The following is a 24,759-nucleotide window of genomic DNA, read 5'->3' as shown; positions in this document are numbered from 1 at the left end:
TGATAAATAATTAAAGAAATTTATACTTTAGAAAGCTTTTGAAAGAAGGATTTTATTTTAAAGGTAAGAGAATTTTATATTCAAGAAATTAAAAAAAGAGAGCCGAAGCTCTCTAATAATTATTCAGCTACTAGCTCTATATAAGCCATCTCTGCTGCGTCGCCTCTGCGAACACGAGTCTTGATGATTCTTGTATAGCCGCCATTGCGCTCTTTAAATTTTGGAGCTACTTCAGTAACTAATTTATTTGTTGTTTCTTTATCTTGTAAAGAAGCAAATACTGCTCTGTGAGCGTTAGAGTCACCTTTTCTGGCTCTTGTAATTAGCTTCTCAACATAGCTTCTAAGCTCTTTTGCTTTTGGTAAAGTCGTCTCTATCTTTTCGCTTTTGATGATAGCTATCGCCAAATTTTTAAGCAATGCAGATCTATGAGATGACGTTCTACCAAGTTTGCGATATCCGTGTTTATGTCTCATCTATTGTCCTTTTATTCTTTTACACTCATTTGTGCTTTAAGCTCGGTTATTTTCTTTCTTAGTTGCTCTTTGCCATCTTTTAACACATCGGCACCAACTGGATAGCCTATCTCTTCCATAACCGCTTTAATCTCTTCAAGAGATTTTTTACCTAAATTTTTAAGCTCTTTAAGCTCATTTTCGTCCATTAATGCAAGCTCGCCGATAAATCTAATATCAGCTTTGTCAAGGCAGTTGAAACTTCTAGCACTTAAATTTAGATCTTCTACGCTAGAAAGTAGCTTTGAAAACTCGCCACCTGCACTTGAGCTAGCAACTGGAGTACTAACATCAATATCTAAAATTCCTTTAAATACTGACATTTGTTGATACATAGCTTCTAAACAATTTTTAAAAGCCTCTATCGGACTAACTTGACCATCAGTTGTTATAGTAAATACAATCTTTTCATAGTCTGGGTCATCCTCAACCAAGACATTTTGTATATCATAAACTGCTTTTTTAACAGGTGTAAAAAAAGCATCAAGTGCGATATAGTCGTCTTCGATCTCTTCTCTGATCTCTTCACTAGGAACATATCCGATACCTTTTTGAATGATAACTGAAAAATTTAACTCAGCATCTTCGTTTATTGTAGCAAGGTATGCATCTGGGTTAACGATCTCAACTAGATCATTATTTAGATCAGCCCCAGTTATTTCTTTTGGTCCTTTAAAGCTATATTCTATAACTTCGCGCTCGCTGGCGCTTTTTAATTTAAATCTGATTTTTTTCAAATTTATAATAAAAAATGCTACGTCTTCTAGCATACCACGCATACTATCAAATTCATGACTAACGCCTTTTATCTTTACGCCAATAGGAGCAAAACCTACTGTGCTTGTGTAAAGAAGACGACGCAATGGGTGAGCCAAGGTAACAGCATAACCCGCCTCAAAAGGATACGCTGTAATGTTAGCAACATTTTCGCTAACACTTTTAACTTCAATTTCAGTTGGCATATAAGCTGATGTAGTAATCTTTCTCATCTTTATACCCTCTATTATTTTGAATAAAGCTCTACTATAAATCTTTCCTCAACAGGAATGATAACCTCTTCTCTTTCTGGATTTCTAGTGAAAATTCCAAATTTTTTCTCTTTTTCAACATCTACCCAAGCAACAATACCAGTTTGTGCTGTAAGATCTATCGCACGAACAATTTGTGGATTGTTCTTAGATTTTTCAACAATCTCTACTTTTGCACCAGGTTCAACTCTGTAAGATGGTATATCTACTCTTTTGCCATTTACTAAAATATGTCCATGAGTTACTAGCTGACGAGCAAAACGACGAGTTGTTGCAAAGCCCATTCTATAAACAACATTATCTAATCTTTGCTCTAGTAGTTGAACCAAAAGGGCACCGGTATTACCCTCACGACGTGCTGCTTCTTGAAACAATCTTCTAAATTGCTTTTCAGAAACACCATACATGAATTTAGCTTTTTGTTTCTCACGAAGTTGTAAGCCATATTCGCTTATTTTTGCTCTTCTTTGTCCATGTTGTCCTGGCGCATAAGGTCTTTTTTCAAAAGCACTTTTGCCAGCAAGTCTTCTTTCGCCTTTTAACGCAAGAGACACACCAAGACGTCTTTCTAATTTTTCAACAGGTCCTGTATATCTAGCCATAATAATTTCTCCTATTTTTCTCTAATTATACGCGGCGGCGTTTTGGCGGTCTACAACCATTGTGTGGTAAAGGTGTAATGTCTTTAAAGAAAGATACTTTAATTCCTTCAACAGTTCCTACACTTTTAACAGCCGTTTCACGTCCGCTACCTGGACCTTGAACTTTAATACCAACTTCTTTTATACCATGCTCTTTTGCTTTATTTAGAGCATCTTCAACTGCCTGCTGAGCTGCATAAGGAGTTGATTTTTTACTACCTTTAAAGCCTAAGCCACCTGCACTACTCCATGCAATAGCATTTCCCATTTCATCAGTTACAGTTACCATAGTGTTGTTAAATGTTGCACTGATATAAACGATACCTTTGGCTATGCTTTTTCTAACTACTTTTTTCTTAACAATTTTTCTTTTCGCCATTTATTATCCTTTAACCCTTGCCTTACTTAGTAGCTGCACCGACAGTTTTACGTCTGCCTTTTCTGGTTCTAGCATTAGTTTTAGTCTTTTGACCACGAACAGGAAGACCTTTTCTGTGGCGAAGACCTCTATAACTTCCAAGATCCATAAGAGCTTTGATATCCATAGCAACTTGTTTTCTCAAATCACCCTCAACGATATGATGCTCTTGAATTTCTTTACGGATGGCTGCCGCTTCATCTTCACTAAGCTCATAAACTCTCTTGTCGTAAGAAATTCCAGCTGCGTCAAGAATTTGACGAGATTTATAAAGACCTATACCATAGATATAAGTCAAACCATACTCTATTCTCTTTTTGTTTGGTAAATCTACACCTGCAATACGTGCCATGCCTTATCCTTGTCTTTGTTTATGTTTTGGATTTTCGCAGATAACACGAATTATGCCACTACGTTTGACAATTTTACATTTGTCACACATCTTCTTTACAGAAGGACGAACTTTCATTTTAGTCTCCTAAAAATTTATTCCACTTTTTTAGGGGCTGCATCAGGTCTAAAGAAAGAATTTAGACCAACTATTTTCAAAATAAGTGGGGAACTTTGAAAATAATTCTTCATACAGCTTTTCGCAAAGCTTGGATTTTATCCAAAACCAGCTTTAAATTTACTTAGCATATTTGCCGAGAGGCTAAATTTACTTATATCTATAAGTAATCCTGCCCTTATCTAGGCTATATGGCGTAAGTTCTACTTTTACGCGGTCGCCAGGCATTATCTTTATATAATGCATTCTCATTTTTCCGGCAATATGACATAAAATTATATGTTTATTGTCAAGCTCAACTTTAAAAGTTGCATTTGGCAGTGCTTCAACAACATTTCCATCAATCTCAATGACATCGTCTTTTGCCACAAATTCTCCTTTCTTTAAATTTTTGCTATAAATTTTACGCTTGGCTTAAAATTTCAGCTTTGCCATTAACTATCGCCATACAATGCTCATAATGGCTGGTTCTTAAACCATCTTTTGAGGTTACTTTCCAGTTATCGCTTCCTAAAACTGGCGTGCCGTCTTTTTGGCAAATCATCGGCTCTATACAAAATACCATTCCCTCTTTTATCTTTGGTCCAGCTTTTGGGTTGTTTCCATCAAGGTAGTTTGGAATTTCTGGCTCTTCGTGTGGCCTTTTGCCTATGCCGTGGCCACAATACCCACGTAAAGGTACATAGCCTCTGCCTAGTATAAATTTCTCAAGCTCGTAGCAAATTTCTTTAAAATGCATACCAGCTCTTATGAAATCAATAGCAAAATATAGTGCATCTTTTGAGCAAGCAATCAAAGCCTCGTCTTCTTTTGAAATTTTACCAACTCCAAAAGTCCTAGCCGAATCACCAAAATAACCATCTAAATTTGAGCCAATATCAACACTAACGATATCACCCTCTTTTAGTTTGTATTCATTTGGAATTCCGTGGATCACCACTTCATTGACACTTATGCAAGCTGCATTTGGAAAGCCATAAAGACCTTTAAAAGCAGGTTTTGCCCCAGCAGCCCTTATCATATCTTCGCAAATTTTATCTATCTCAAGAAGGGAAATTCCAGGCTTTATAATCGTAGAAACGTGATCAAGAGTTTGAGCGACGATCTTATTCGCCGCTCTCATTTTCTCTATCTCAGCCGGTCTTTTTAGCGTGATAGCCATTTTATAGACCTACTGCACTTAGAGTTTGGTATTTGTTTGTATAAGACTGAGCTTCTATACGCCTCATCGTATCAAGTGCTACTGAAACCACGATAAGTACTGATGTACCACCAAAATAAAATGGAACACCCATAGTCTTTACAAGTACCCAAGGTAGTGTTGAAATGATACCCAAGTATAAAGCACCACCTAAAGTTAGCCTACCAGCTACTTCATTTAGATAGCTAGCTGTACTCTCGCCTGGTCTAACACCTGGGATAAATCCGCCTTGTTTCTTTAAATTTTCACTTATATCTTTTGTGTTAAATACGATCGATGCATAGAAAAACGCAAAGAAGATGATAAATAAAAATGTTAAAAAGTTAAACATATAGCCATTTGGACTCAAAAAGTCGTTGATAGCTTGGATAATCGGATTTGTACTAGCCTGTAAAATCGTACTTGGAAACATCAAAATCGCACTAGCAAATATCGGTGGAATAACGCCACTTAAATTTACTTTGATCGGTATATAGTTCATTATACGTTTGTTTTGATTTTCCATTATCACTTTTCTTGAGTAAGAAATAGGAATACGCCTTTCACCCATCTCGACAAATATAATAGCACCAATAGTAGCTAAGATAATCGCCAAAATAGCGATGACTGTTAGGAAATTCATCTCAGAAGTATTTACTAAATTTATAGTCCCACCGATTGCACTAGGTATACCAGAAACAATACCAGCAAAGATGATAAGACTTATACCATTGCCTATACCACGTTGTGTTATTTGCTCGCCTATCCACATAAGTAGCATAGTTCCAGTTAACATAGACACAGCAGAGATCGCGATAAATAAATTTATATCTATCATGATAGCTTGTTCGCCACCACGTCCGCTTAAGCTTTGAAGTCCGATAGAAACACCGATTGATTGTACAAGAGTAATAACGATGGTTGCATAACGTATGATTTGCATATATTTTTGCATACCGTCACGCTCTTTTTTCATCTGACCTAATTTTGGAAATGTTGCTGCTAAAAGCTCCATAATGATCGAAGCTGTAATGTAAGGCATGATACCTAAAGAGATAATACTTAAACGCTCAGCAGCTTTACCGCTAAACATATTAAATAAGCCCAAGGCATTGCTATTGTTTGAATTAAAAAATTCTTTAATTACGTCGACATTAACACCAGGAACTGGCACATAAGCCAGTATCCTGTATGCGAACAAAAATGCCAACGTGATTAAAATCTTGTTGGTCAGTGTTTTATCCATTATTTTGTTCCGCTAACGCTAACGTTCTCGTCTTTGATCTTAGAAGCAAGAGCTTTTGCACTTGCACCGATTAGTTTTATCTTAGTAACGCTCTTTGAAATTTTATGAACGCTAGCTATTGTTGCTATTGAAATTTCAGCAAGCTCTTTTATAGCTGCAATTTTCTCGACATTAATAACATAAGGTTTTTCAAATTTAGAAGTAAAGCCTACTTTTGGAAGACGTCTTTGAAGTGGTTGCTGTCCGCCCTCAAAACCTCTTTTCTCATTGTAGCCTTTTCTTGCTCTTTGACCTTTGTTACCTTTGCCAGCAGTTTTGCCATTGCCGCTACCTTGACCACGACCTATTCTTTTAGTTGCATGAGTTGAACCTGCAGCAGGTGTTAATTTTTCTAATGCCATCTTAACTCCTTTCTCTTAGCTTTTTAGCAAACTAAGTGCTTTTATAGTAGCACGAACGACGTTTGCTGAGTTGTTTGAGCCAAGTGATTTAGTAAGGATATCCTTAATACCTGCAAGCTCAATAATAGGACGTGCACTACCACCAGCGATAACACCAGTACCCTCGCTAGCTGGGCGAAGTAGCATTCTACTTGCGTTATATTTTACCTCTACGTCATGAGGAATAGTTGTGCCTTTGATCTTAACGTGGATAATATTTTTAAATGCGTCGTCAATCGCTTTTCTCATCGCATCTGGTACCTCTTTAGCTTTACCATAACCAAAGCCAACTAGACCATTTCTATTACCAACAACAACTAAAGCTGTAAATCTAAATCTACGACCACCTTTAACAACCTTTGTAACCCGACCGATATCGACGATTACTTCTTCAAATTCTTCTCTATTATATTTTTCCATCGATTTTCCTTTGGGTTATAGCTTGATGCCATTTTCTCTTAAAGCTTCAGCAAATGCTGCGATAACGCCATGGTACAAATAACCATTTCTATCAAAAACTGCAACATCTATCTTCTTAGCTTTTAAAGCCTTAGCAAATTCTTTAGCTAAAGTGACCGCACCTTCTTTATTTGCTTTTATGCCTATTTTTCTACCATCAACTGCAGCTAGTGTAGTAGCTGTAACGTCGTCAATCGCTTGAACATAAAGAGTTCTGTTTGATTTGAAAATAGAAACTCTTGGGCAAGTTGCAACACCAGAAATTTTACCTCTGATTCTTCTTTTTCTCTTAATTCTAAGAGCGATTTTTCTTTTTAGTACTTTTGCTGTCATTTACCGCTCCTTACTTCTTAGATGTCTTGCCCGCTTTGCGGATGATGCGTTCTTCTAGATATTTAACGCCTTTGCCTTTATATGGCTCAGGTGGTCTAAATCCTCTAACTTGAGCAGCCACTTGACCTACTACTTGTTTGTCATCGCCTTTGATAGTAATAACGTTTTTCTCAACACTAGCTTCAACGCCTGCTGGTAGCTCATAGTTGATAAGGTGTGAAAAACCAAGAGAAAGCTCTAAAATTTTACCTTTTGCAGCTGCTTTATAACCAACGCCGTTGATCTCAAGCTGGCGAGTAAATCCCGCAGTGATACCAGTTACGATGTTATTAGCAAGTGCTCTATATGTTCCCCAGTAAGCTCTACTTTGGCGATCTTCGCCTTTTGGAGCAAAAACTATATGACCATTTTCTACCTTGACATCAACATGACCTTTTGTGTCAAGCTCTTTTATATGATTGCCCTTTTTAAATTTTAGGACATTATTTTCAACGCTAACGTCTACACCACTTGGGATAGCGATAGGCTGTTTTCCAATACGTGACATTTTTTTCCTTTACTTGTCTAGGGTGTTCCTACATTTACGAATAAACACCACAATGCCGTAAATTTTATCGTCAAATTTGACGAAACCTTCATTTGAATTTCTAAATTTAGCTTTGGCAAAATCTAAAATTTTACCAAGCTAAAAATTTAACCTTACCTTCATAAGGTTAAAATAGCGTATTTAATGCAGTTTATTACCAAACCGTGCAAAGAACCTCGCCACCAACGCCAGCTTTACTTGCCTCAATACCGCTCATAACGCCTTTGCTTGTGCTAACGATAACTGTTCCGTAACCATTTTTAAAACGCTTAATGTCGTCTTTGCCTTGATAAACACGACGACCAGGTTTTGAAACCCTTTTAAGCTCGTTTATAACGCTTCTGCCGTACTCATCATACTTTAAAACTACATTTATAAATTTCTTGTTACCTTCTTCGATAACGTTGTAGCTCTCTACATAGCCTTTTGCTGCAAGGATAGAAAGAGTAGCCTCAACAACCTTAGAATGAAGCAATTTCGCAGTTTCAAGCTTTCTCATACTTGCATTTCTAATGCGTGTTAATCCATCTGATATTAAATCGTTTAACATTTCTCTTCCTTACCAACTTGCTTTTTTAAGACCAGGTATTAGGCCTTCGTTAGCCATTTTTCTTAGGCAAACACGGCAAATTCCAAAATCTTTATAAACAGAGTGCGGACGACCGCAAATTTGGCATCTAGTATAGCCACGAACCGCAAATTTTGGCTTGCGTGCAGCTTTTGCTATCATTGATTTCTTTGCCATTTTACTTTCCTTTTGCAAACGGCACACCAAATAGCTCTAGCAATTTGAATGCCTCTTTATCATTTTTAGCCGTAGTAGCAATCGTAATATTCATACCATGAGTTCGTAAAATTTTATCATACTCAACCTCTGGAAACATTAGCTGCTCGCTAAGACCGAAGTTATAGTTTCCACGTCCATCAAAGCCATTTTTTGGAAGACCACGGAAGTCTTTAACTCTTGGGAGAGCAACGCTGATTAGCTTATCTAAAAAAGCATACATTTGCTCTTTTCTCAAAGTTACTTTGATACCAACAGGAAAACCTTCGCGAACTTTAAAGCCAGCAACTGATTTTTTAGCATCAGTGATAACTGCTTTTTGTCCGGCGATAAGTGAAATGGTATCAGCCATATTTTGAAGCACTTTCTGATCTTTAGCAGAGTCTCCAGCGCCTACACTGATCACAATTTTCTCGAGTGCAGGGATAAGCATTGGATTTTTGATGTCAAATTCTTTTACGAGAGCTGGCTTGATAGTTTCGTTAAATTTATCTTTTAATCTACTCATATCTCTTATCCTTCAACTTTCGCGACATTTGATATGTCAATTGGCATCTCTTTATTTACGTGACCACCATTTGGAGTTTTTTCGCTTGGTTTGATAGCTTTTTTAGCTATTTTGCATCCCTCAACTATAACCTGACCTTTTTTTGCAAGAACTGCTAAAATTTTACCAGTTTTGCCTTTATCGTCACCAGCGATAATCTTAACAGTATCGCCTTTTTTGACTTTAAATTTTACATTAGCCATTATAAAACCTCCGGAGCTAGCGAAACAATTTTCATAAAGTTAGCATATCTAACTTCACGTCCAACTGGTCCAAAAATACGAGTGCCGACTGGCTCTTTTTTGCTATCAAGTATAACAGCTGCGTTCTCGTCAAAGCGGATTAGCGAACCATTATCTCTTTGAACCTCTTTTTTAGTTCTTACGACAACAGCTTTTACAACCTGTCCTTTTTTGATCTTACCATTTGGAAGAGCTTTTTTAACAGAGCAAACTATGATATCGCCAAGTGTAGCGTATCTTCTTTTACTACCGCCAAGAACTTTTATACACATTAACTCTTTTGCACCACTATTATCAGCAACTGCAAGTCTTGTAAAACTTTGAATCATTACTCAACTCCCTTTGCCAATACAGCTTTTAAGCGAAAATTCTTGCGAGCTGAAAGTGGTCTGCACTCGATCGCAACAACTGTATCGCCTGCTCTTGTCTCATTTTTCTCATCGTGAACTAAATATTTTTTAAAGCGTTTTACAAATTTATGGTATCTTGGGTGCATAACGCGTCTTTCTACCAAAATAGTAGCTGTTTTATCTCCAGCTTTTTGTAAAACAACACCTTGAATTTCTCTTTTTAATGCCATTTTACGCCCCTTGTCTTGTTGCACTAATTGCAGTGTTGATCTGAGCTATCTCTTTGCGAACAGCACTAATCTCATTAGGGTTGCTTAACTGCATAGTTTTTAGCTTTTGTCTTAAAGTAAATAAAAGCACCTTTTTCTCTTTTAGCAACGCGTTTAATTCTGCAACGCTCTTATCTTTTAACTCAGTATATTTCATTTTCACTCTCTCGCGTTACAAATTTTGATTTGAAAGGAAGTTTGTGTAAAGCCAAAGTTAGAGCTTCACGAGCCAACTCTTCGCTAACACCAGCCATTTCAAATATTATACGACCAGGTTTGATATTCATAACCCACTCTTCAACTCCAGCCTTACCTTTACCCATACGAGTTTGTAGAGGTTTTTTAGTAAGTGGCTTATCAGGGAAAACCCTAATCCAAATTTTAGCCTGTCTTTTTACGTGACGAGTTAGAGCTTGACGAGCAGCTTCTATTTGGCGAGAATTTATTCTACCAGCTTCAACAGCCTTAAGTGCAAATTCGCCAGTTGCTAAAGATGCTCCACGAGTCGCATAACCACGGTTGCGACCTTTCATTTGTTTACGAAATTTCGTTCTTTTAGGCATCAACATAATTATTTACCTCTTCTTGCTCTACGTGTTTTCTTAGGCGCCTCTTCTTCAGTTTTCTCAGGCTGAACACCTTTTTGAAGAACCTCACCTTTAAAAATCCATACTTTAATACCTATGTTTCCATAAGTCGTATGAGCCTCAGCTACACCGTAATCTATCTTTGCTCTAAGAGTATGAAGCGGAACGCGACCTTCTAGATACCACTCGGTTCTTGCCATCTCAGCGCCACCTAAACGACCAGCAACTGAAATTTTGATACCCTTAGCGCCTGATTTTTGAGCACCTTGGATAACTTTTTTCATAGCACGTCTAAATGCGACACGCTTTTCAAGCTGCATAGCTACGTTTTCAGCAGCAAGTTGAGCTGAAGCTTGAGCTTTTCTTTCTTCTTTGATATTTACATTTACTTCTTTGCCAATAAGTTTGCTAACTTCGTTCTTTAGGTTTTCAACATCTTGACCTTTTTTACCGATGATGATACCAGGACGAGCTGCAACTACGGTTACACGAAGTTTTTTAGCCGTTCTTTCGATTAAAATTTGGCTAATTCCTGCATAGTAAAGTTTTTTCTTTAAAAATGCACGAATTTTGTAATCTTCACCGATATTTTCAGGAAGACTTTGTTTGGTTGGAAACCATCTAGATTCCCAGTTGCGGTTAATTCCTAGTCTAAGACCTATTGGATTTACTTTTTGTCCCATATTATGCTTCCTTCTTTTCAGGTTTAGATACTTCTACCATTACATGAGAAGTAGGTTTGCGAATTTTGCTCGCTGTTCCTCTTGCTCTTGGTCTAAATCTCTTTAATACAGGACCAGCGTCAACGCGGCAACTAGTTACTACAACTTCTTCTGGCTCAAATCCGCCATTTGCTACTGCTGAGCTAATAGCGTTTGCTATAAATTTAGCACCACGATTTGGCATAAACTGCAAGCTTGCAAGTGCTAGCTCAGCATTCATGCCTTGAACTTCTCTTGCTATAAGTCTTGCTTTTGTAGGGGAAAGTCTTACGAATTTTATAATTGCTTTACTCATATTATCTCCCCTTACTTGCCGATTTTCTTTTGCACTGAGCCTTTGTGACCCTTGAATGTGCGTGTTGGAGCAAATTCGCCAAGTTTATAGCCTATATGATTTTCTGTAACATATACAGGAATAAAGCTCTTGCCATTATGAACGTTAAATGTTAGTCCAATCATTTCAGGTACAATCGTGCTACGTCTTGACCAAGTCTTGATTGGTTTGTTATCGTTTGCATTTTTTGCGGCAATAACTTTTTTCATTACATGATCATCTACGAAAGGACCTTTTTTGAGTGATCTTGCCATCTCTATTTTCCTTTCCTTCTTGAAATTATAAGCTTATCGCTAGCTTTTTTACGGCGAGTCTTAGCACCTTTAGTTGGTTTACCCCATGGAGTAACTGGGTGACGGCCTGAATTTTTCTTACCTTCACCACCACCATGTGGGTGATCAACTGGGTTCATAGCAGAACCACGTGTTTGTGGGCGGATACCGCGGTGGCGATTACGTCCGGCTTTACCGATAGTGATATTAGCCCAGTCTTCGTTGCCAACTACACCAATACTTGCCATACACTCAGCTAGTACTTGTCTCATCTCGCCACTTGGCATTCTTAAGATAACATACTTCTCTTCTTTACCCATTAGCTGAGCATAACCACCAGCTGAACGAGCTATCTGAGCGCCTTTACCAGGTTTTAGCTCTACGTTATGAACGATAGTACCAACTGGGATAAATCTTAATTTCATAGCGTTGCCTGGTTTAATATCTAGTGAGCCCTCATCGATAGATGCGATAACATCGCCAACATTTAGGCCATTTGGTCTAATGATATAGCGCTTTTCACCATCTTTGTAAGCTATAAGAGCGATACGGCAGTTTCTGTTTGGATCATATTCGATCGCTTCAACTTTACCTTCTATACCAAATTTGCGACGTTTAAAGTCGATGATACGATAAAGTTTTTTTGCACCTGCTTCTTTATGTCTCGAAGTTATACGACCATTGTTGTTTCTACCGCCAGTTGCAGGTAGTTTAACAAGCAAGCTTCTAACGCTTGGTTTAGCTGTTATATCTTCAGAGCTTAGTCCAGTCATATATCTACGACTAGGTGTATATGGTTTATATGATTTTATAGCCATCTTACGCCTCCGTATTTTCTAGGCTTACGCCTTCAGGTAACTTAACGTAGAATTTCTTTATCTCGTCACGTTGGCCTGCTCTTCCTCTAAAACGCTTAACCTTGCCGCTAATTCTAAGTGAATTTACGCGAACAGGCGTTACTCCAAAATACTCTTGTAAAACCGCTTTTAAGCTGTTTTTTGTAACTCTTGGTGAAGTTTGGATAACAACAACGCCTTGTTCTTGAAGGCCTAGAGTTTTTTCTGTATAAATAATTGTTTTGATATCAGTTATATCCGCCATTTTAGCCCTCTTTTGTTATAGTTTTTAGTGCAGCTTTTTCAATGATAACCGAACTAAATGTAGAGACAAGATAAGCATTTACCTCATTCGCATCTACTACATAGCAGTTTGCTAAATTTCTAAAAGCAAGTAGTGTTTTATCGTCTAATAAATCTTTAACGATAAGCGCGTCTTTTACTTTTAAATTTTTGATGATATTAGCTGCATCTTTTGTCTTTCCAGACTCGATTGAGATGCTATCTACTGCGAAAATTTTACCATCTTGTGCTTTTACTGCCAAAGCGTACTCAAGAGCTAGTCTTTTTTGTTTTTTATTGACTTTTTGAAAATAGTTTTTCTCGTTTGTTGGACCAAATGCAACTGCACCGCCTACCCAAACGTTAGTTCTAGTTGAACCCGCTCTTGCACCACCACGTCCTTTTTGTCTCCATGGTTTTTTACCACCACCGCTTACAAAAGCACGGCTTTTAGTATGAGCCGAATTTGCTCTTATACCAGCAAGGTAAGATTTTACATAAAGATATAGGTTGTGCGGATGTACTTCAGCGTAGCTTGCAGGAAGCTCTAACTCGCCTGAATTTTCAAATTTATCGTTTAATACGTGAATTTTACTCATTTTACAATCCTTATTTTACCCATTGCACCATTGTGACCAGGAACGCAACCTTTTACAACTACGATGCCATTTTGAGCGTCAAAGCTTATTAGCTCGTTTTTAACAGTAACTTTCTCATTGCCCATGTGTCCTGCCATTTTCATACCTGGTTGAACACGACCTGGCCATTCGCAGTTACCAATTGAACCGTGGCGTCTGTGGAAACGTGAGCCGTGGCTTTTTGGACCACCACCAAAACCATGTCTTTTTACCACACCTTGGTAGCCTCTACCTTTTGAGTTAAAACTAACTTTTAAAATTTTAGCCTCGTTTAATGGTGTAAAGTCTAGGTTTCCAACTTCGCTATTAGCTACTTCAAGCGTAGCAAATTTGTTAAATTCTGCAGTCAGATTGTATTTCTTTTGCTGACCAGCGATAGCTTTGTTGTTTGCTTTAGTGTTGGCATACGCTACGATAGCACGTTTGTTTTCGTCGATCTCACATACTTTAGCCTCAACTAGCTTAAGTAGTGTAACTGGCGTACTCTTCGTGGCAATCGTTCTACTCATGCCTATTTTTTCTACAATATATTCCATACTCTTATCCTTTTGTCCGCTTATTTCATCGCACGAACTTCGACATTAACTTCTGGAGCTAGGTCGAGTTTTGTTAGGCTATCTACAGTTTCTGGAGTAGCAGCTACGATGTCAAGCATACGAGCGTGTATTCTCATCTCAAACTGCTCACGTGAGTCTTTGTTGATGTGTGGAGATTTTAAGACTGTATAGCGTTTGATCTTTGTAGGCATTGGTACCGGGCCACGAACGTCGGCACCTGTTCGTTTGACAGCTTCTACGATTGCTGCAACAGTGCGGTCTAGAACTCTATGGTCGTAAGCTTTTAGCTTTAACCTGATTCTTTCCATGTGTTTTCCTTTAAAAAGAACTTGTCGCAAACTCGCGACCTCTTTACATCAAAATAACTCGCATAGGATCAAGCGATCGTACGAGCAAAGACGCTTGTCTTTTCGTAAAGAGAACGCGATTTTACAAAAAAGCTATTATAGTTGTCAAGAAAAACACTACTTTTTGATGAATTTTGATTAATTATTTCCTTCTAATAAGGAAGATATAAAATTTAAAAAGATAAAATTCCAAGAAATTAAAATTTTAAAGAGAGAAGATGCCGATCTTTAATCCAAAATTCTTACTAACTCAGAACCAAAACGAAGAAAAGCTTAAAAAGCGTTATGCAAATTTGCAAATGTATCAGGCAAAAGCTAGCGACATTAAGAGCTTCAAAGAAGAGAAATTTCAAACGCAGTTTCTAAAAGATATCTTTGAAAACTGCCTTGGCTACACTTTAGACACTACTAATCCTACAAATTTTAACCTTGAACGTGAGAAAAAGAACGAAACTGACGGCAAAAAGGCAGACGGGGCGATACTGATAAATGGCGAAGTTAGATGCGTGATCGAGCTAAAAGATCAGACTACACAGCATCTTGATAAAACTCCATCCAACCGCGAGCTTAGCCCGGTAGATCAAGCTTTTCGCTATTTTATCTCACATGAAAATGCCAAATATGTCGTTGTTTCAAATTTTAACGAACTGCGCTTTTACATCGGCAATAAAACAACATTTGAAAAATTTGACCTTTTTACAGCAAGCTTTGAGGAGTTTAAGAAACTTCATTTACTGCTTAGCTTTGAGAGCATTAGCACGGATCTACCGCTAAAGCTAAAAGAGAAATTTGCCACTCACGAGCGTGAAATTTCAAACAAATTTTATAAAGACTTTAGCGCATTTAGGCTCACTCTTTTTAAAAATATTTGCAAAAACAATACTAGCATTGATAAAAATAGGCTTTTAAACCTAACTCAAAAACTATGCGACAGGTTTGTTTTCATACTATTTGCCGAAGACCGCGGACTACTAAGGCTTCGCACGATAGCCGAGATAAAAGATAAATTTCAAAACCAAGTTACTGAGCTAAGCTTTTATGACTTTTACAAAATTTACTTTAAAGCCATTGATGAAGGTAGTGAACGTCTTGATATCAAACGCTACAATGGCGGGCTTTTTGCCACAGATACTGGGCTTGATGCGCTAAAGATAGACGATAGCGTGCTTGAAGCGCAGTTTTTAAGTGACTATGACTTTTTAAGCGACATCGGTGTAAATATCCTAGGACATATCTTTGAAAGCTCACTAAACGACCTTGAAGAGCTAAATGCGCAAATAAATGGTAATGAGTTTGATGCCAAACGGAGCAAACGTAAAAAAGATGGCATATTTTATACGCCAGAGTTTATAACAGAATTTATAGTTGAAAATTCGCTTGGTGCGCTTTGTAAAGCCAAAAAAGATGAGCTAGGGCTTGATCTGAATGAACTACTAGCACCAAAAAATCCCAAAAAATTAACCAAAGCAGAAAGTGAGATCAAAGACAAAATTTATGCTTACCGCGAGTGGCTCTTATCTCTTAAGATACTTGATCCAGCTTGTGGCTCTGGTGCGTTTTTAAACCAAGCTTTAGAATTTCTCATTAGCGAGCATGGCGCATTAGACACTTACCGCAAAGTATATGAGGGTGAGGGCTTGGGACTTTACGATATAGAAAGCACTATTTTAGAAAATAACCTTTACGGTGTAGATATAAATGCCGATGCGGTCGAGATCGCCAGACTATCTCTTTGGCTCCGCACAGCTGCAAAAGGACGAGTTTTAACAGATCTTAGTAAAAATTTAGTAGCAGTAAACTCGCTTTTAGAATTTCCTTTTGACTTTAAATTTGATGTCGTTATCGGCAATCCTCCCTATGTTAGACAAGAGGCGATAAAAGAGCAAAAGCCAGCTCTACAAAAATATAAAGTTTATAGTGGCACAGCTGATTTATTTGTCTATTTTTATGAGCTTGGCATTACGCATCTAAAAGAAAATGGGCTTTTAGGCTTTATATGCTCAAATAAATTTTTCCGCGCCAGCTATGGTGAAAATTTACGTAAATTTATACTAGAAAATACACAAATAACACATATTATCGATTTTGCTGGGGTTAAAGTTTTTGAAGACGCGAGCGTAGATAGCGCGATTACTATTTTTAGAAAAATAAGAGCCGGTGAAAATTCAAAATTTAATTTCCTAGCTTCAAGCACCATAAATTTAAAAACGCAAAAATTTATCCAAATACCACAATCCACGCTAAACGAAACAAATTTCACTTTCCTTGATAAGAGCAAATTTGAGCTAAAAAATAAAATCGAAAAAGTCGCAAAGCCATTGAAAGATTGGGATGTGAATATTTATCGTGGAATTTTAACTGGATTAAACGAAGCTTTCATTATTGGTAGCGACACTCGTGACAAAATTTTAAGCACTTGCATTGGGGACGAAAGAGAGCGGACGCAAAAGCTCATTAGGCCGATCTTAAGGGGTCGAGATATAAAGCGTTATGACTATGAGTGGGCTGGGCTATGGCTCATTTGCACATTTCCGGCATTAAAGATAGATATTGAAAATTTTCCAAGTCTTAAGGAATATTTACAAAATTTCTTGCCTTATATAGCACAAAGTGGCGAAACTATAAATGGTAAAAAATGCCGTAAAAAAACATCAAATAAATGGTTTGAGACGCAAGACAACATCGCTTATTATGAGGAATTTGAAAAAGAGAAAATTTTATGCGCCAGAATGGTGCAAAGCCCAAAATTTGCTTACGATGCAAATAATAATATTCCAGACAATACTGCATATTGCATAACTGGCGAAAATCTAAAATTTTTATTAGCCTTTTTAAATTCAACAGCTGTTTATAAAATTTTCAACTTTTTCTATGCTGGAGGCGGACTTGAAGGCGAAATAAAAATAAATCGCTTAGAGATTTTACCTATCCCACAAATCACGCCACAAAATGAAAATTTAGCAAACGAGATAATAAATTTGGTCGATGAAATTTTAAAAGCCAATGAAAAAATCAAGCTTTACGAGAAGCATATGCCTACTTTAAATCTTGATGAAAAGCTAGAAGCAAAAGAAAATATCGACGCGCTAAACGACAAAATCAAGGCAAGTGACGAAAAAATAGACAAACTTGTTTTTGAGCTTTATGAACTAACAAGCGATGAGATCGCGCTTATAACAGGGGGGGGGGGGAAATTGACGGTATAACAAAAATTTACATATACATCTTACAAAGGGGAGAAAATGAACCAATTAGAGCTTTATTACAATCAGCCGCTTAAATCAAGTAAATTTATCCCCAGGAAATACGAAATCATCTCGCCAAAAACGCTTATAATAGGCGCCATTTCAAGTGGCAAAACAGCCCTTGTTTATGAGTTCTTGAGCCATTATAAAAGCGAGGAGAGACTTTATGTAAATTTAGATGATCTAAGGATAGACAGAGCCTTACTTTTAGCAAATTTAAAAGATTTTTTAGAAAAAAATACCCAGATAAAGGTTCTTGCAGTTGAAAATTTACAAGCTGCTGACCTTGCAAATCTAGGCTTTTTAAAGGGCGCAACACTTGAAAATATCATCCTTACAAGCAAGGAATTTTCACTCACGATTGACGGCTTTGCTCGCATAAATTTAAACTATCTCGATTACGAGGAATTTATACTATTTTTTAAGAAAAATTTGGACCAAGACCTGCTTTTTAGCTACTTTTTGGCTCATGGCAATGAGATAGCAAGTGTTTTTTTAGACTCCAGCGAGGTCACAGCGCACTTGCAACAGCTCTTAAGAGCAAATTTAAGCGAGCAAAGCATTGCGATTTTAAAAGAATGTACTCCAAAATGCCACGATGTGCTTAGTACTTTTGGTATCTACAAAAACCTAAAAGAGCAGATGAAAATTTCAAAAGATAGCGTCTATAACGCAGTAACCAGCCTTAATGAAAATGGCTTTATAGAATTAGTACCAAATTTAGATGAGAGTAGCACGAGCAAAAAGCTCTACTTTACAAATTTTGCACTTCGTAACGCTTTATACCTAAAAAAGGACTTTTTGGCCGTCTTTGCAAATGTAGTTTTTTGCGAGTTGCTTAAATTTAAAGATGAAATTTACTACACAAAAGAGATTGATTTCTTCCTTAATAAAAGGAAAATTGCGATCATCTGTGTGCCGTTTTCTGCACCAGAGATTATCTTTTTGAAATTTAAAAAACTCCACGCAAGCTTAAAAGAGCTAGGTATAAGTAAGCTTCAGATAATCAGCGTCGCAAACCAAGCCGAGCTTAGCTTTGAGGGCATAAAATGTGAAATTTTGCCCTTTTCTAGGTGGAGTCTAGGTTTATAAATCTAAATCTTTATTTGATTATTGTTTTAAAAGCTTAAAGTAAAGAAGCTATAATCAAAAAAACTATGAAGGACGGACATGAGAGCATTTATTGGGATTTTTATACTTATAGTAAGCCTATTTGGCTATGAGATAAATCACGAAAACTGGGCAAAATTTTATAAATTTATTGGCGAGGCAAATGGTATAAAATTTGAAGTTTATATGAACTATTTTAAAGATGAATTTGAAAATTTTAAGCAAAGTAAGAGCTTTAAAGTGCCAGCCAAGATAAGCGGACATATCTTTTTTGATGGTACAAAATATGACTACGAAAAAGGTAATCTTGAGCAAAATAGTAGTGAAATTTCATCGCTAAATGCTGTATCTGATAAGATAAATTTAGACGTTAAAAATGAAAATGGCGAGCTAAAGGGCAAAATAATCGTTAAAAACAAAGCCTATAATGCGACTATTAAAAAAGAAAAAGAGTATGAAATACTAAATATTGGCATCCAAATGACCGAAGCAAATGGCACAAGATACGAAGCTATAATTAACGACATATTTGCCAAAGAATCGGCTAAAAAAAATAAAAATAAATTACTCTCGACACTTTATGACCTAAAAAGTGAGCGTAAAAAATGGCCAAATAACCAATTTGAGAGCCTAGATAACATCTACTATATAAATGACAAAATAAAAAGTATCTGCACCTATAAAAATAATAAAACTAGTTGCGATGTCGTCTTACTTAAAACCAACAAAAAGCTAAAGTTAAAGCAGATTTTTAAAGATATAAACGACCCTCATCTAAAAGCAATCCTCGCAACAGCAGGTGTTAGCGAAAATTTTGTACTTTCGCCACTTGGACTTACCTTTTTAAATGAGGAGCAAATTAGCGTGCCACTTGATGAGCTAAGACCATATTTTAGTGAGGATATCGGACTTTAATGGCAAAAATTTGTGGCATAGATGAGGCTGGACGTGGGGCTTTAGCTGGGCCTTTAAGCGTAGCGGCCTGCGTGCTTAATAAAGAAATTTCAGGCCTAAACGACTCCAAAAAACTAACCGCAAAAAAGCGTGAGGAGCTTTTTAAAGAGATTATAAAAAGCTCAAATTTTCTCATCGTCTACTTCTCAAATACACAAATAGACGAACTTGGGCTAAGTGAGTGCTTAAGACGAGCGCTCAAAATTTTTAAGGCGCATTTTGAGGGTTTTGAGATCATTTATGATGGAAATTTAGACTATGGCGTTGGTATCACAACGATGATAAAAGCTGACAGCAAAGTCGCTGGAGTAAGCGCTGCTAGCATATTAGCAAAGGTTAGCCGTGATAGTTTGATGAAAGGCTGGGATAAAATTTACTCAAAGTATGGCTTTGCTGGGCACAAAGGATACGGCACAAAGGCACATTTAGATGTTATTGCTAAGTTTGGCTATTCAAGCCTTCATAGAAAAAGCTTTGTAGTAAAATCTTTTGAAAAATCTCTATTTGACTAAGATTAATTATCTAAGCATCAAATAGATGCCTAGATAACGTCCTTTTTAATGGCAGCCACAACCGCAACTACCACTACTTTTAATAGCATCAAATACTGCATCGTAGTTTGGCTCTTCTGTCACTTCAGGGACGATTTGTTTGTGAATTATTACGCCATCATTGATGACAAATACCGCTCTTGCAAGTAGTCCTTTTAGTGGGCCATCGCTCATTAAAACGCCATAGTTTTTAGCAAATTCTCCGTATCTAAAGTCGCTTCCAACATGTAAATTTGCTATGCCTTCAGTCGTGCAAAATCTACCCATCGCAAATGGCAAATCATTTGAGATGATGCTAAGTTTTACACCATGTTTGCCAGCTACTTTTTCGTTAAATTTACGAGCCTCTGCTGCGCAAACGCCAGTATCAAGTGATGGTAAGCAAACAAGTACTTCTACGCCATTATTTCCGCCTACGCTAAACTCGCTAAGATCTTGCGATACGACTTTTGCTTCAGGTGCATAAGAGCCTACAAAGACCTCATTTCCACTTAAATTTACCTCACTACCTTTAAATTTTGTAGTTGCCATATCTATCTCCTTTATTATTTTTTTGCTTTTTTAAATGCTTGATCAAGATCCACTATTAGATCATCAGCGTTTTCGATACCGATTGCTAAACGAAGCAAGTTTTGCTTTATGCCGATCTTATCTAGCACCTCTTTTGGATATGCCTCATGTGTCATAGTCGCAGGCCTGCAGATAAGGCTTTCTACGCCGCCAAGGCTCACTGCTAGATCAAAAATTTCTAGCGATTTTACAAATTTATTTACATCATATTTTTCATCTAGCTCAAATGAGATAAGAGCGCCAATGTCGCTTGCTTGAGCTGCTTGCATCTTTGCCTCTTGCTCGCTATATGAGCCGGCAAAATGCACCACGCTAACTGCGTCATTATTCTGCAAAAATTTGATGATTTTATGTGTATTTTGCGTTTGTCTGTCAAACCTAACGCTAAGCGTTTTAAGACCACGTATTAGGTAGTATGCGTCCATAGGGCTGATGATGCCACCAAGCGTGTTTTTAGCAAATTTTATCTTTTCGGCCAAAGCATCATCGTTTAGTGTGACGATACCAGCGATCACATCAGCGTGTCCGCCGATATACTTTGTAGCGCTATAGACCACGATATCAGCTCCATGATCAAGTACTCTTTGATAATAAGGCGTTAAAAATGTGTTATCCACGATGACTAGAGCGCCTTTTTTGTGAGCGATCTTTGAAATTCTAGCGATATCTGTCACTCTTAAGAGGGGATTTGACGGGGTTTCGATAAATATCGCCGCCACGTCGTCACTTATGTCATCTTCGCTTAAAAAATTTAGATCATCTATAAATTCGCTCTTTATGCCATGGCTTTCAAAAACGGTTGTAACATATCTATAAGTGCCGCCATAAACATTGCTATTTAGTAGGACCTTTTGTCCCGTTTTTATAAGGCTAAGTGCGGCTGCTGTTGCTGCCATGCCTGAACCAAAGCTAAAAGCGTATTTACTGCCTTCAACCTTTGCAAAAATTTCATCAAATGCTTTTTTGGTTGGGTTACTACCACGCGAATATGCAAATTCTTGAAAATTTTCAAGATCATCTTGCACAAACGTACTTGCTAAAAAAACAGGCGGAATGACAGCTTTATTTGGATTATTCTTAGCTTCAATGCCCTTTACGATCAAGGTGTCAAGTTTCATAAATTTCCTTTTAAAAATTTGTGAAATCTTACATAATAAAGATTAATCTTCCCCAAACCCACCCAAAACGTAGCTAAATCAGTAAGTGGTAGTAACATTTATTTTTAAGAATGCATTTTTTAAATTGCTGGGATAAATTTAAACTTTTGCTCTCTCCCCGCAAGCCTAATAAATTTTTCTTTTTACTCGCCTTTAGCTATATTTTCACCATAAATTTTACTCTACAAGATCAACTTGCCAGTTTGCCTCTTGTAGCTTCATATCTAGCTCTCTGATCTCTTTAGATAGCTCGTCTATTTGCTTTTGGAGCGTGGCCACATCAACACTACTTAAAACTTTTATCTCACTATTTGAGTAAAGATCGACCTTTTGGCTTGCGCTTTTGGCAAAATCCCTAAGTACGCTTGCTTTTTGGCTTAGCGTATCTTTTTTAGCGATCATTTCAGTTAGACTCGCGCCTTCAAATTTTGCACTTGAGTTTGTTAAATTTATAGCCAAGATCAGTCTAAATAGCTCATCGCTTAGCCTATCAAGCTCTTTTAAAAGAAGCTTTGGATCTTCGCTAGGTCTTTCATTTTCTTGCATTTTTGCATTATCGAGTAACCTACCTTTTAGCTGCTCTAAACGTTTTTGTGTATCGGCTCTTAAAATGAGAGCCTGAGCTAATTTCATCATTTTTCCTTTTGAAATATTAAATTGAGAGAAAATTTCAAATTATATTAGTATCTTTTGGGTTATAATTGATTTAAAATTTTATTTTAAGGAAAAGCTATGAAGTACGATTTTGATACGCTTATTAGCAGAGATGGCACCAACTCATCGAAGTGGCGAATGAAAAACGATGTTTTGCCAATGTGGGTTGCTGATATGGATTTTAAGGCTGCACCTGAAATTTTAAATGCCCTACAAAAGCGTCTTGATAATGGCGTCTTTGGCTACTCATTTATCCCAAAAGAGTGGAACGAAGCGATTAAAGGCTGGTGGAAAAGGCGTCATGATGTTAGCTTTGAAAACGATTGGATGTGCTTTTGTACTGGCGTTATACCAGCTATTTCGACAGCTATTAGAAGATTTAGCAATCCAGGTGATCAAATATTAGTGCAAGCTCCCGTCTATCACGTATTTTTTAACTGCATCAAAAATAATGGGCGTGAAATTTTATCAAACGACCTTGTCTATAAAGATGGCTCTTATGAGATTGACTTTGAAGACCTTGAGGCAAAGCTAGCTCAGCCGCTAACAACTATGATGCTTCTTTGTAATCCTCACAATCCAATAGGAAAAATTTGGGACAAAGAGACGCTTAAAAAAATAGGCGAGCTTTGCTATAAGCACGATGTTTTAGTCATCAGCGATGAAATTCACTGCGATATAACTGATCCAGGTCTAAGCTACGTACCATTTATCAGCGTTAGCGAAGAGTGCAAAAACAACTCCATCACGTGCATCTCACCTACAAAAGCCTTTAATATAGCTGGACTTCAAAGCTCAGCCATCGTCACACCAAATGAACAGATACGCGCCAGAATAAATGCGGCTGTAAATTATGATGAGATAGGTGAAGCAAACGCATTTGCAATAACTGCGACAATAGCAGCATTTAACGATAGTCAAACATGGCTTGATGAGCTTAGGGAGTATCTCTTTGAAAATAAAAAAATCGTTATAAATTTCATAAAAGAGCAAAATTTACCAGTAAAGCTTCTGCCTTCAAATGCGACTTATCTTTTATGGCTTGATTGCAGCGCGTTTTGCGAGGATTCGAGCGACTTTATGAATTTCTTGCGTGACAAAGCTGGACTATGGCTAAATGACGGCAATGCTTACAGGGGAGATAGATTTTTTCTCCGTATGAATATCGCAACCCAAAGAGCCAGAGTACTGGAAGGGCTAAAACGCTTGCAAAATGGTATAAATTTATACACTTCAAAAAGATAAATTGAGTAAATTTGGCAAGGTGGCTTTGAAATTTAAAGCCACTCCTGCCTAATTAATACAGCTCGGGGTATTTTTGAAGCAGTAAATATTGCCCCAACATTTTTAAATATCAAATCAAGTTTTGCTAATAAATTTAAAGCCAAGATGGTCTACGCTAGTTTGTATTTAGTTGCTTTAAATTTAAGTATATAACCGCTCTCAATTACGATATAGTAGATTGATAAAGCAAACATTTTATGCCTTTTTGAAGTGGTAAATTCTATACCCATAGCTTGTAAATTTAGCAGTGCCTTTAAAATTTTCAACAAAGTAGAAATTTGAAGTTGAGATAGCTCACACTGGCTTTAAATTTAAGAGAAATTGTTTGCTAAAACAAAATTTTAAGCCATTTTTGAAGTTACACTTTCTTTTAAAACAAGATAGTTTTTGCTGATAAATTTGATAACTTTATAAATTTAGATAAAAGTAGAAATTTAAAGGCGGGAAAGCCCCGCCAGATATTATTTATGTAGTTCTTTTGTGTAAAACTCAACTGAGCCAAGGCCCTCTTTTAGCGCCCACTCGTAAGCTTTGCTTACAAATTCCCAGTTTATATTCTCATAAAAAGTCTCTAGGTATTTTGGACGAGCGTTGAAGTTGTCGATGTAGTAAGCATGCTCCCAAACATCAACAACTAGAAGCGGTACTTTGCCGTCGCTCACTGGAGTTTTTGCATTGCTAGTTTGTACGATCTCTAGCTTTTTACTGCTTGGATCAAATACAAGCCACGCCCAGCCTGAGCCAAAAAGCGTTGTAGCTGCTTTTAAAAATTCCTCTTTGAAATTTGCAAAATTTGCTTCGATCGCAGCTTTTAGCTCGCTTGACATCTCGCTTTTTTTAGCGATGCAGTCCCAGTAAAAGTCGTGGTTGTAAACTTGAGCAACGTTGTTATAAAGCCCACCTTCGCTATTTGTTAGAATTTCATAAAAAGATGCGTTAGCAAATTTTGTATCTTTTATAAGATTGTTTAAATTTGCTACGTAAGTTGCATGATGCTTGCCGTAGTGGTATTCACAGGTTTTTGCGCTAACTACTGCATTGCTATTTGCATCAAATGGAAGTTTTCTAAGTTCAAACATAATAATTCCTTAATAATAAAATTTGTTGTTTAGT

38 protein-coding genes are annotated in these 24,759 nt (G+C 37.1%); 5 read left to right on the top strand and 33 right to left on the bottom strand.

Going from position 1 to position 24,759, the window contains the following annotated elements:
• Positions 1–119: 119 nt before the first annotated feature.
• The 29 genes from rplQ to rpsJ form a co-directional block, all read right to left on the bottom strand.
• A complete protein-coding gene (rplQ, locus tag F3G69_RS00640) occupies positions 120–476 on the bottom strand; it encodes a 50S ribosomal protein L17 (protein ID WP_002941584.1) in 357 nt (118 codons plus the stop codon).
• 11 nt (positions 477–487) lie between these two features.
• On the bottom strand, positions 488–1,504 hold the full coding sequence (locus F3G69_RS00635) for a DNA-directed RNA polymerase subunit alpha (protein ID WP_085658474.1): 1,017 nt from the start codon (positions 1,502–1,504) through the stop codon (positions 488–490).
• 14 nt (positions 1,505–1,518) lie between these two features.
• Entirely contained in the window at positions 1,519–2,145 is a 627-nt protein-coding gene (rpsD, locus tag F3G69_RS00630) for a 30S ribosomal protein S4 (protein WP_054197275.1), read from the bottom strand.
• A 25-nt stretch (positions 2,146–2,170) separates the two neighbouring features.
• Positions 2,171–2,563, bottom strand: a complete 393-nt coding sequence (rpsK, locus tag F3G69_RS00625) for a 30S ribosomal protein S11 (protein ID WP_021091081.1) — start codon at positions 2,561–2,563, stop codon at positions 2,171–2,173.
• Positions 2,564–2,585: 22 nt separating this feature from the next.
• On the bottom strand, positions 2,586–2,954 hold the full coding sequence (rpsM, locus tag F3G69_RS00620) for a 30S ribosomal protein S13 (protein WP_002941610.1): 369 nt from the start codon (positions 2,952–2,954) through the stop codon (positions 2,586–2,588).
• Between the two features lie 3 nt (positions 2,955–2,957).
• Positions 2,958–3,071, bottom strand: coding sequence for a 50S ribosomal protein L36 (rpmJ, locus tag F3G69_RS00615; protein ID WP_002941545.1), 114 nt, complete (start codon positions 3,069–3,071; stop codon positions 2,958–2,960).
• Positions 3,072–3,260: 189 nt separating this feature from the next.
• Complete coding sequence (infA, locus tag F3G69_RS00610) at positions 3,261–3,479, bottom strand: translation initiation factor IF-1 (RefSeq protein ID WP_002848031.1); 219 nt, start codon at positions 3,477–3,479, stop codon at positions 3,261–3,263.
• A 34-nt stretch (positions 3,480–3,513) separates the two neighbouring features.
• Positions 3,514–4,272 carry a type I methionyl aminopeptidase gene (gene map / locus F3G69_RS00605; protein WP_103601042.1) on the bottom strand — a complete coding sequence of 253 codons (759 nt, stop codon included), beginning with the start codon at positions 4,270–4,272 and terminating at the stop codon, positions 3,514–3,516.
• Position 4,273: 1 nt separating this feature from the next.
• Positions 4,274–5,536: a preprotein translocase subunit SecY gene (gene secY / locus F3G69_RS00600; RefSeq protein ID WP_072595225.1), complete on the bottom strand. Its 1,263-nt coding sequence runs from the start codon at positions 5,534–5,536 to the stop codon at positions 4,274–4,276.
• Positions 5,536–5,937: a 50S ribosomal protein L15 gene (gene rplO / locus F3G69_RS00595; RefSeq protein ID WP_021089212.1), complete on the bottom strand. Its 402-nt coding sequence runs from the start codon at positions 5,935–5,937 to the stop codon at positions 5,536–5,538. Before rplO ends, secY begins: the two co-directional genes overlap by 1 nt.
• 15 nt (positions 5,938–5,952) lie before the next feature.
• Complete coding sequence (gene rpsE / locus F3G69_RS00590) at positions 5,953–6,396, bottom strand: 30S ribosomal protein S5 (protein ID WP_002941646.1); 444 nt, start codon at positions 6,394–6,396, stop codon at positions 5,953–5,955.
• Positions 6,397–6,411: 15 nt separating this feature from the next.
• Positions 6,412–6,768, bottom strand: coding sequence for a 50S ribosomal protein L18 (rplR, locus tag F3G69_RS00585; protein ID WP_021091120.1), 357 nt, complete (start codon positions 6,766–6,768; stop codon positions 6,412–6,414).
• A gap of 10 nt (positions 6,769–6,778) precedes the next feature.
• Positions 6,779–7,315: a 50S ribosomal protein L6 gene (rplF, locus tag F3G69_RS00580; protein WP_054197279.1), complete on the bottom strand. Its 537-nt coding sequence runs from the start codon at positions 7,313–7,315 to the stop codon at positions 6,779–6,781.
• Between the two features lie 193 nt (positions 7,316–7,508).
• Positions 7,509–7,904, bottom strand: a complete 396-nt coding sequence (rpsH, locus tag F3G69_RS00575) for a 30S ribosomal protein S8 (protein ID WP_021091129.1) — start codon at positions 7,902–7,904, stop codon at positions 7,509–7,511.
• 9 nt (positions 7,905–7,913) lie between these two features.
• Positions 7,914–8,099, bottom strand: coding sequence for a type Z 30S ribosomal protein S14 (locus F3G69_RS00570; protein WP_002941532.1), 186 nt, complete (start codon positions 8,097–8,099; stop codon positions 7,914–7,916).
• A gap of 1 nt (position 8,100) precedes the next feature.
• Complete coding sequence (rplE, locus tag F3G69_RS00565; RefSeq protein WP_002941643.1) at positions 8,101–8,646, bottom strand: 50S ribosomal protein L5; 546 nt, start codon at positions 8,644–8,646, stop codon at positions 8,101–8,103.
• Positions 8,647–8,651: 5 nt separating this feature from the next.
• The gene (gene rplX / locus F3G69_RS00560; protein WP_002941666.1) at positions 8,652–8,888 is read right to left on the bottom strand and encodes a 50S ribosomal protein L24; all 237 of its coding nucleotides are present in this window, start codon (positions 8,886–8,888) and stop codon (positions 8,652–8,654) included.
• Positions 8,888–9,256: a 50S ribosomal protein L14 gene (gene rplN / locus F3G69_RS00555; RefSeq protein ID WP_021091075.1), complete on the bottom strand. Its 369-nt coding sequence runs from the start codon at positions 9,254–9,256 to the stop codon at positions 8,888–8,890. The genes rplX and rplN overlap by 1 nt, the downstream gene beginning before the upstream one ends.
• A complete protein-coding gene (rpsQ, locus tag F3G69_RS00550; RefSeq protein ID WP_021091107.1) occupies positions 9,256–9,507 on the bottom strand; it encodes a 30S ribosomal protein S17 in 252 nt (83 codons plus the stop codon). Before rpsQ ends, rplN begins: the two co-directional genes overlap by 1 nt.
• A 1-nt stretch (position 9,508) precedes the next feature.
• The gene (rpmC, locus tag F3G69_RS00545) at positions 9,509–9,703 is read right to left on the bottom strand and encodes a 50S ribosomal protein L29 (protein ID WP_002941625.1); all 195 of its coding nucleotides are present in this window, start codon (positions 9,701–9,703) and stop codon (positions 9,509–9,511) included.
• A complete protein-coding gene (gene rplP, locus F3G69_RS00540; protein ID WP_021091116.1) occupies positions 9,690–10,115 on the bottom strand; it encodes a 50S ribosomal protein L16 in 426 nt (141 codons plus the stop codon). The genes rpmC and rplP overlap by 14 nt, the downstream gene beginning before the upstream one ends.
• Before the next feature lie 2 nt (positions 10,116–10,117).
• Positions 10,118–10,816: a 30S ribosomal protein S3 gene (rpsC, locus tag F3G69_RS00535; protein ID WP_002941650.1), complete on the bottom strand. Its 699-nt coding sequence runs from the start codon at positions 10,814–10,816 to the stop codon at positions 10,118–10,120.
• Position 10,817: 1 nt separating this feature from the next.
• Entirely contained in the window at positions 10,818–11,150 is a 333-nt protein-coding gene (gene rplV, locus F3G69_RS00530) for a 50S ribosomal protein L22 (protein ID WP_009295259.1), read from the bottom strand.
• A gap of 11 nt (positions 11,151–11,161) precedes the next feature.
• Positions 11,162–11,443, bottom strand: coding sequence for a 30S ribosomal protein S19 (gene rpsS, locus F3G69_RS00525; protein ID WP_002941639.1), 282 nt, complete (start codon positions 11,441–11,443; stop codon positions 11,162–11,164).
• Between the two features lie 2 nt (positions 11,444–11,445).
• Positions 11,446–12,279, bottom strand: coding sequence for a 50S ribosomal protein L2 (gene rplB, locus F3G69_RS00520; RefSeq protein WP_103601039.1), 834 nt, complete (start codon positions 12,277–12,279; stop codon positions 11,446–11,448).
• Position 12,280: 1 nt separating this feature from the next.
• Entirely contained in the window at positions 12,281–12,562 is a 282-nt protein-coding gene (locus tag F3G69_RS00515; RefSeq protein WP_002941535.1) for a 50S ribosomal protein L23, read from the bottom strand.
• 1 nt (position 12,563) lies between these two features.
• On the bottom strand, positions 12,564–13,178 hold the full coding sequence (rplD, locus tag F3G69_RS00510) for a 50S ribosomal protein L4 (RefSeq protein ID WP_149714124.1): 615 nt from the start codon (positions 13,176–13,178) through the stop codon (positions 12,564–12,566).
• A complete protein-coding gene (rplC, locus tag F3G69_RS00505) occupies positions 13,175–13,753 on the bottom strand; it encodes a 50S ribosomal protein L3 (RefSeq protein WP_149714123.1) in 579 nt (192 codons plus the stop codon). The genes rplD and rplC overlap by 4 nt, the downstream gene beginning before the upstream one ends.
• A 20-nt stretch (positions 13,754–13,773) precedes the next feature.
• Positions 13,774–14,082, bottom strand: a complete 309-nt coding sequence (rpsJ, locus tag F3G69_RS00500) for a 30S ribosomal protein S10 (protein ID WP_009295257.1) — start codon at positions 14,080–14,082, stop codon at positions 13,774–13,776.
• 257 nt (positions 14,083–14,339) lie between these two features.
• On the opposite strand from rpsJ, the gene F3G69_RS00495 reads away from it, so the two are divergent.
• The 4 genes from F3G69_RS00495 (at position 14,340) to rnhB (ending at position 19,942) form a co-directional block, all read left to right on the top strand.
• Positions 14,340–17,327: an Eco57I restriction-modification methylase domain-containing protein gene (locus F3G69_RS00495; protein WP_149714122.1), complete on the top strand. Its 2,988-nt coding sequence runs from the start codon at positions 14,340–14,342 to the stop codon at positions 17,325–17,327.
• A gap of 36 nt (positions 17,328–17,363) precedes the next feature.
• Positions 17,364–18,458, top strand: coding sequence for an ATP-binding protein (locus F3G69_RS00490; RefSeq protein WP_149714121.1), 1,095 nt, complete (start codon positions 17,364–17,366; stop codon positions 18,456–18,458).
• Positions 18,459–18,536: 78 nt separating this feature from the next.
• Positions 18,537–19,391, top strand: coding sequence for an S-adenosylmethionine tRNA ribosyltransferase (locus F3G69_RS00485; RefSeq protein WP_149714120.1), 855 nt, complete (start codon positions 18,537–18,539; stop codon positions 19,389–19,391).
• The gene (gene rnhB / locus F3G69_RS00480) at positions 19,391–19,942 is read left to right on the top strand and encodes a ribonuclease HII (RefSeq protein WP_149714119.1); all 552 of its coding nucleotides are present in this window, start codon (positions 19,391–19,393) and stop codon (positions 19,940–19,942) included. Before F3G69_RS00485 ends, rnhB begins: the two co-directional genes overlap by 1 nt.
• 45 nt (positions 19,943–19,987) lie before the next feature.
• Here rnhB and tpx read toward each other — a convergent pair whose 3' ends face one another.
• The 3 genes from tpx to F3G69_RS00465 all read right to left on the bottom strand — a co-directional run bounded on the left by tpx (position 19,988) and on the right by F3G69_RS00465 (position 22,341).
• On the bottom strand, positions 19,988–20,512 hold the full coding sequence (tpx, locus tag F3G69_RS00475) for a thiol peroxidase (RefSeq protein ID WP_149714118.1): 525 nt from the start codon (positions 20,510–20,512) through the stop codon (positions 19,988–19,990).
• Positions 20,513–20,526: 14 nt separating this feature from the next.
• The gene (locus F3G69_RS00470) at positions 20,527–21,669 is read right to left on the bottom strand and encodes a trans-sulfuration enzyme family protein (protein WP_149714117.1); all 1,143 of its coding nucleotides are present in this window, start codon (positions 21,667–21,669) and stop codon (positions 20,527–20,529) included.
• 216 nt (positions 21,670–21,885) lie between these two features.
• Positions 21,886–22,341, bottom strand: coding sequence for a DIP1984 family protein (locus tag F3G69_RS00465; RefSeq protein WP_149714116.1), 456 nt, complete (start codon positions 22,339–22,341; stop codon positions 21,886–21,888).
• A gap of 99 nt (positions 22,342–22,440) precedes the next feature.
• Between F3G69_RS00465 and F3G69_RS00460 the strand changes: the two genes are divergently transcribed.
• The gene (locus F3G69_RS00460) at positions 22,441–23,607 is read left to right on the top strand and encodes a MalY/PatB family protein (protein WP_149714115.1); all 1,167 of its coding nucleotides are present in this window, start codon (positions 22,441–22,443) and stop codon (positions 23,605–23,607) included.
• Between the two features lie 500 nt (positions 23,608–24,107).
• On the opposite strand, the gene sodB is transcribed toward F3G69_RS00460, so the two are convergent.
• A complete protein-coding gene (sodB, locus tag F3G69_RS00455) occupies positions 24,108–24,725 on the bottom strand; it encodes a superoxide dismutase [Fe] (protein WP_072595214.1) in 618 nt (205 codons plus the stop codon).
• Positions 24,726–24,759: the final 34 nt, after the last annotated feature.

Source organism: Campylobacter concisus (assembly GCF_902460625.1).
Lineage (GTDB): Bacteria > Campylobacterota > Campylobacteria > Campylobacterales > Campylobacteraceae > Campylobacter_A > Campylobacter_A concisus_AD.
Note: the sequence above shows the minus strand (reverse complement) of the source record. Positions and strands in the feature narration are given on the sequence as shown.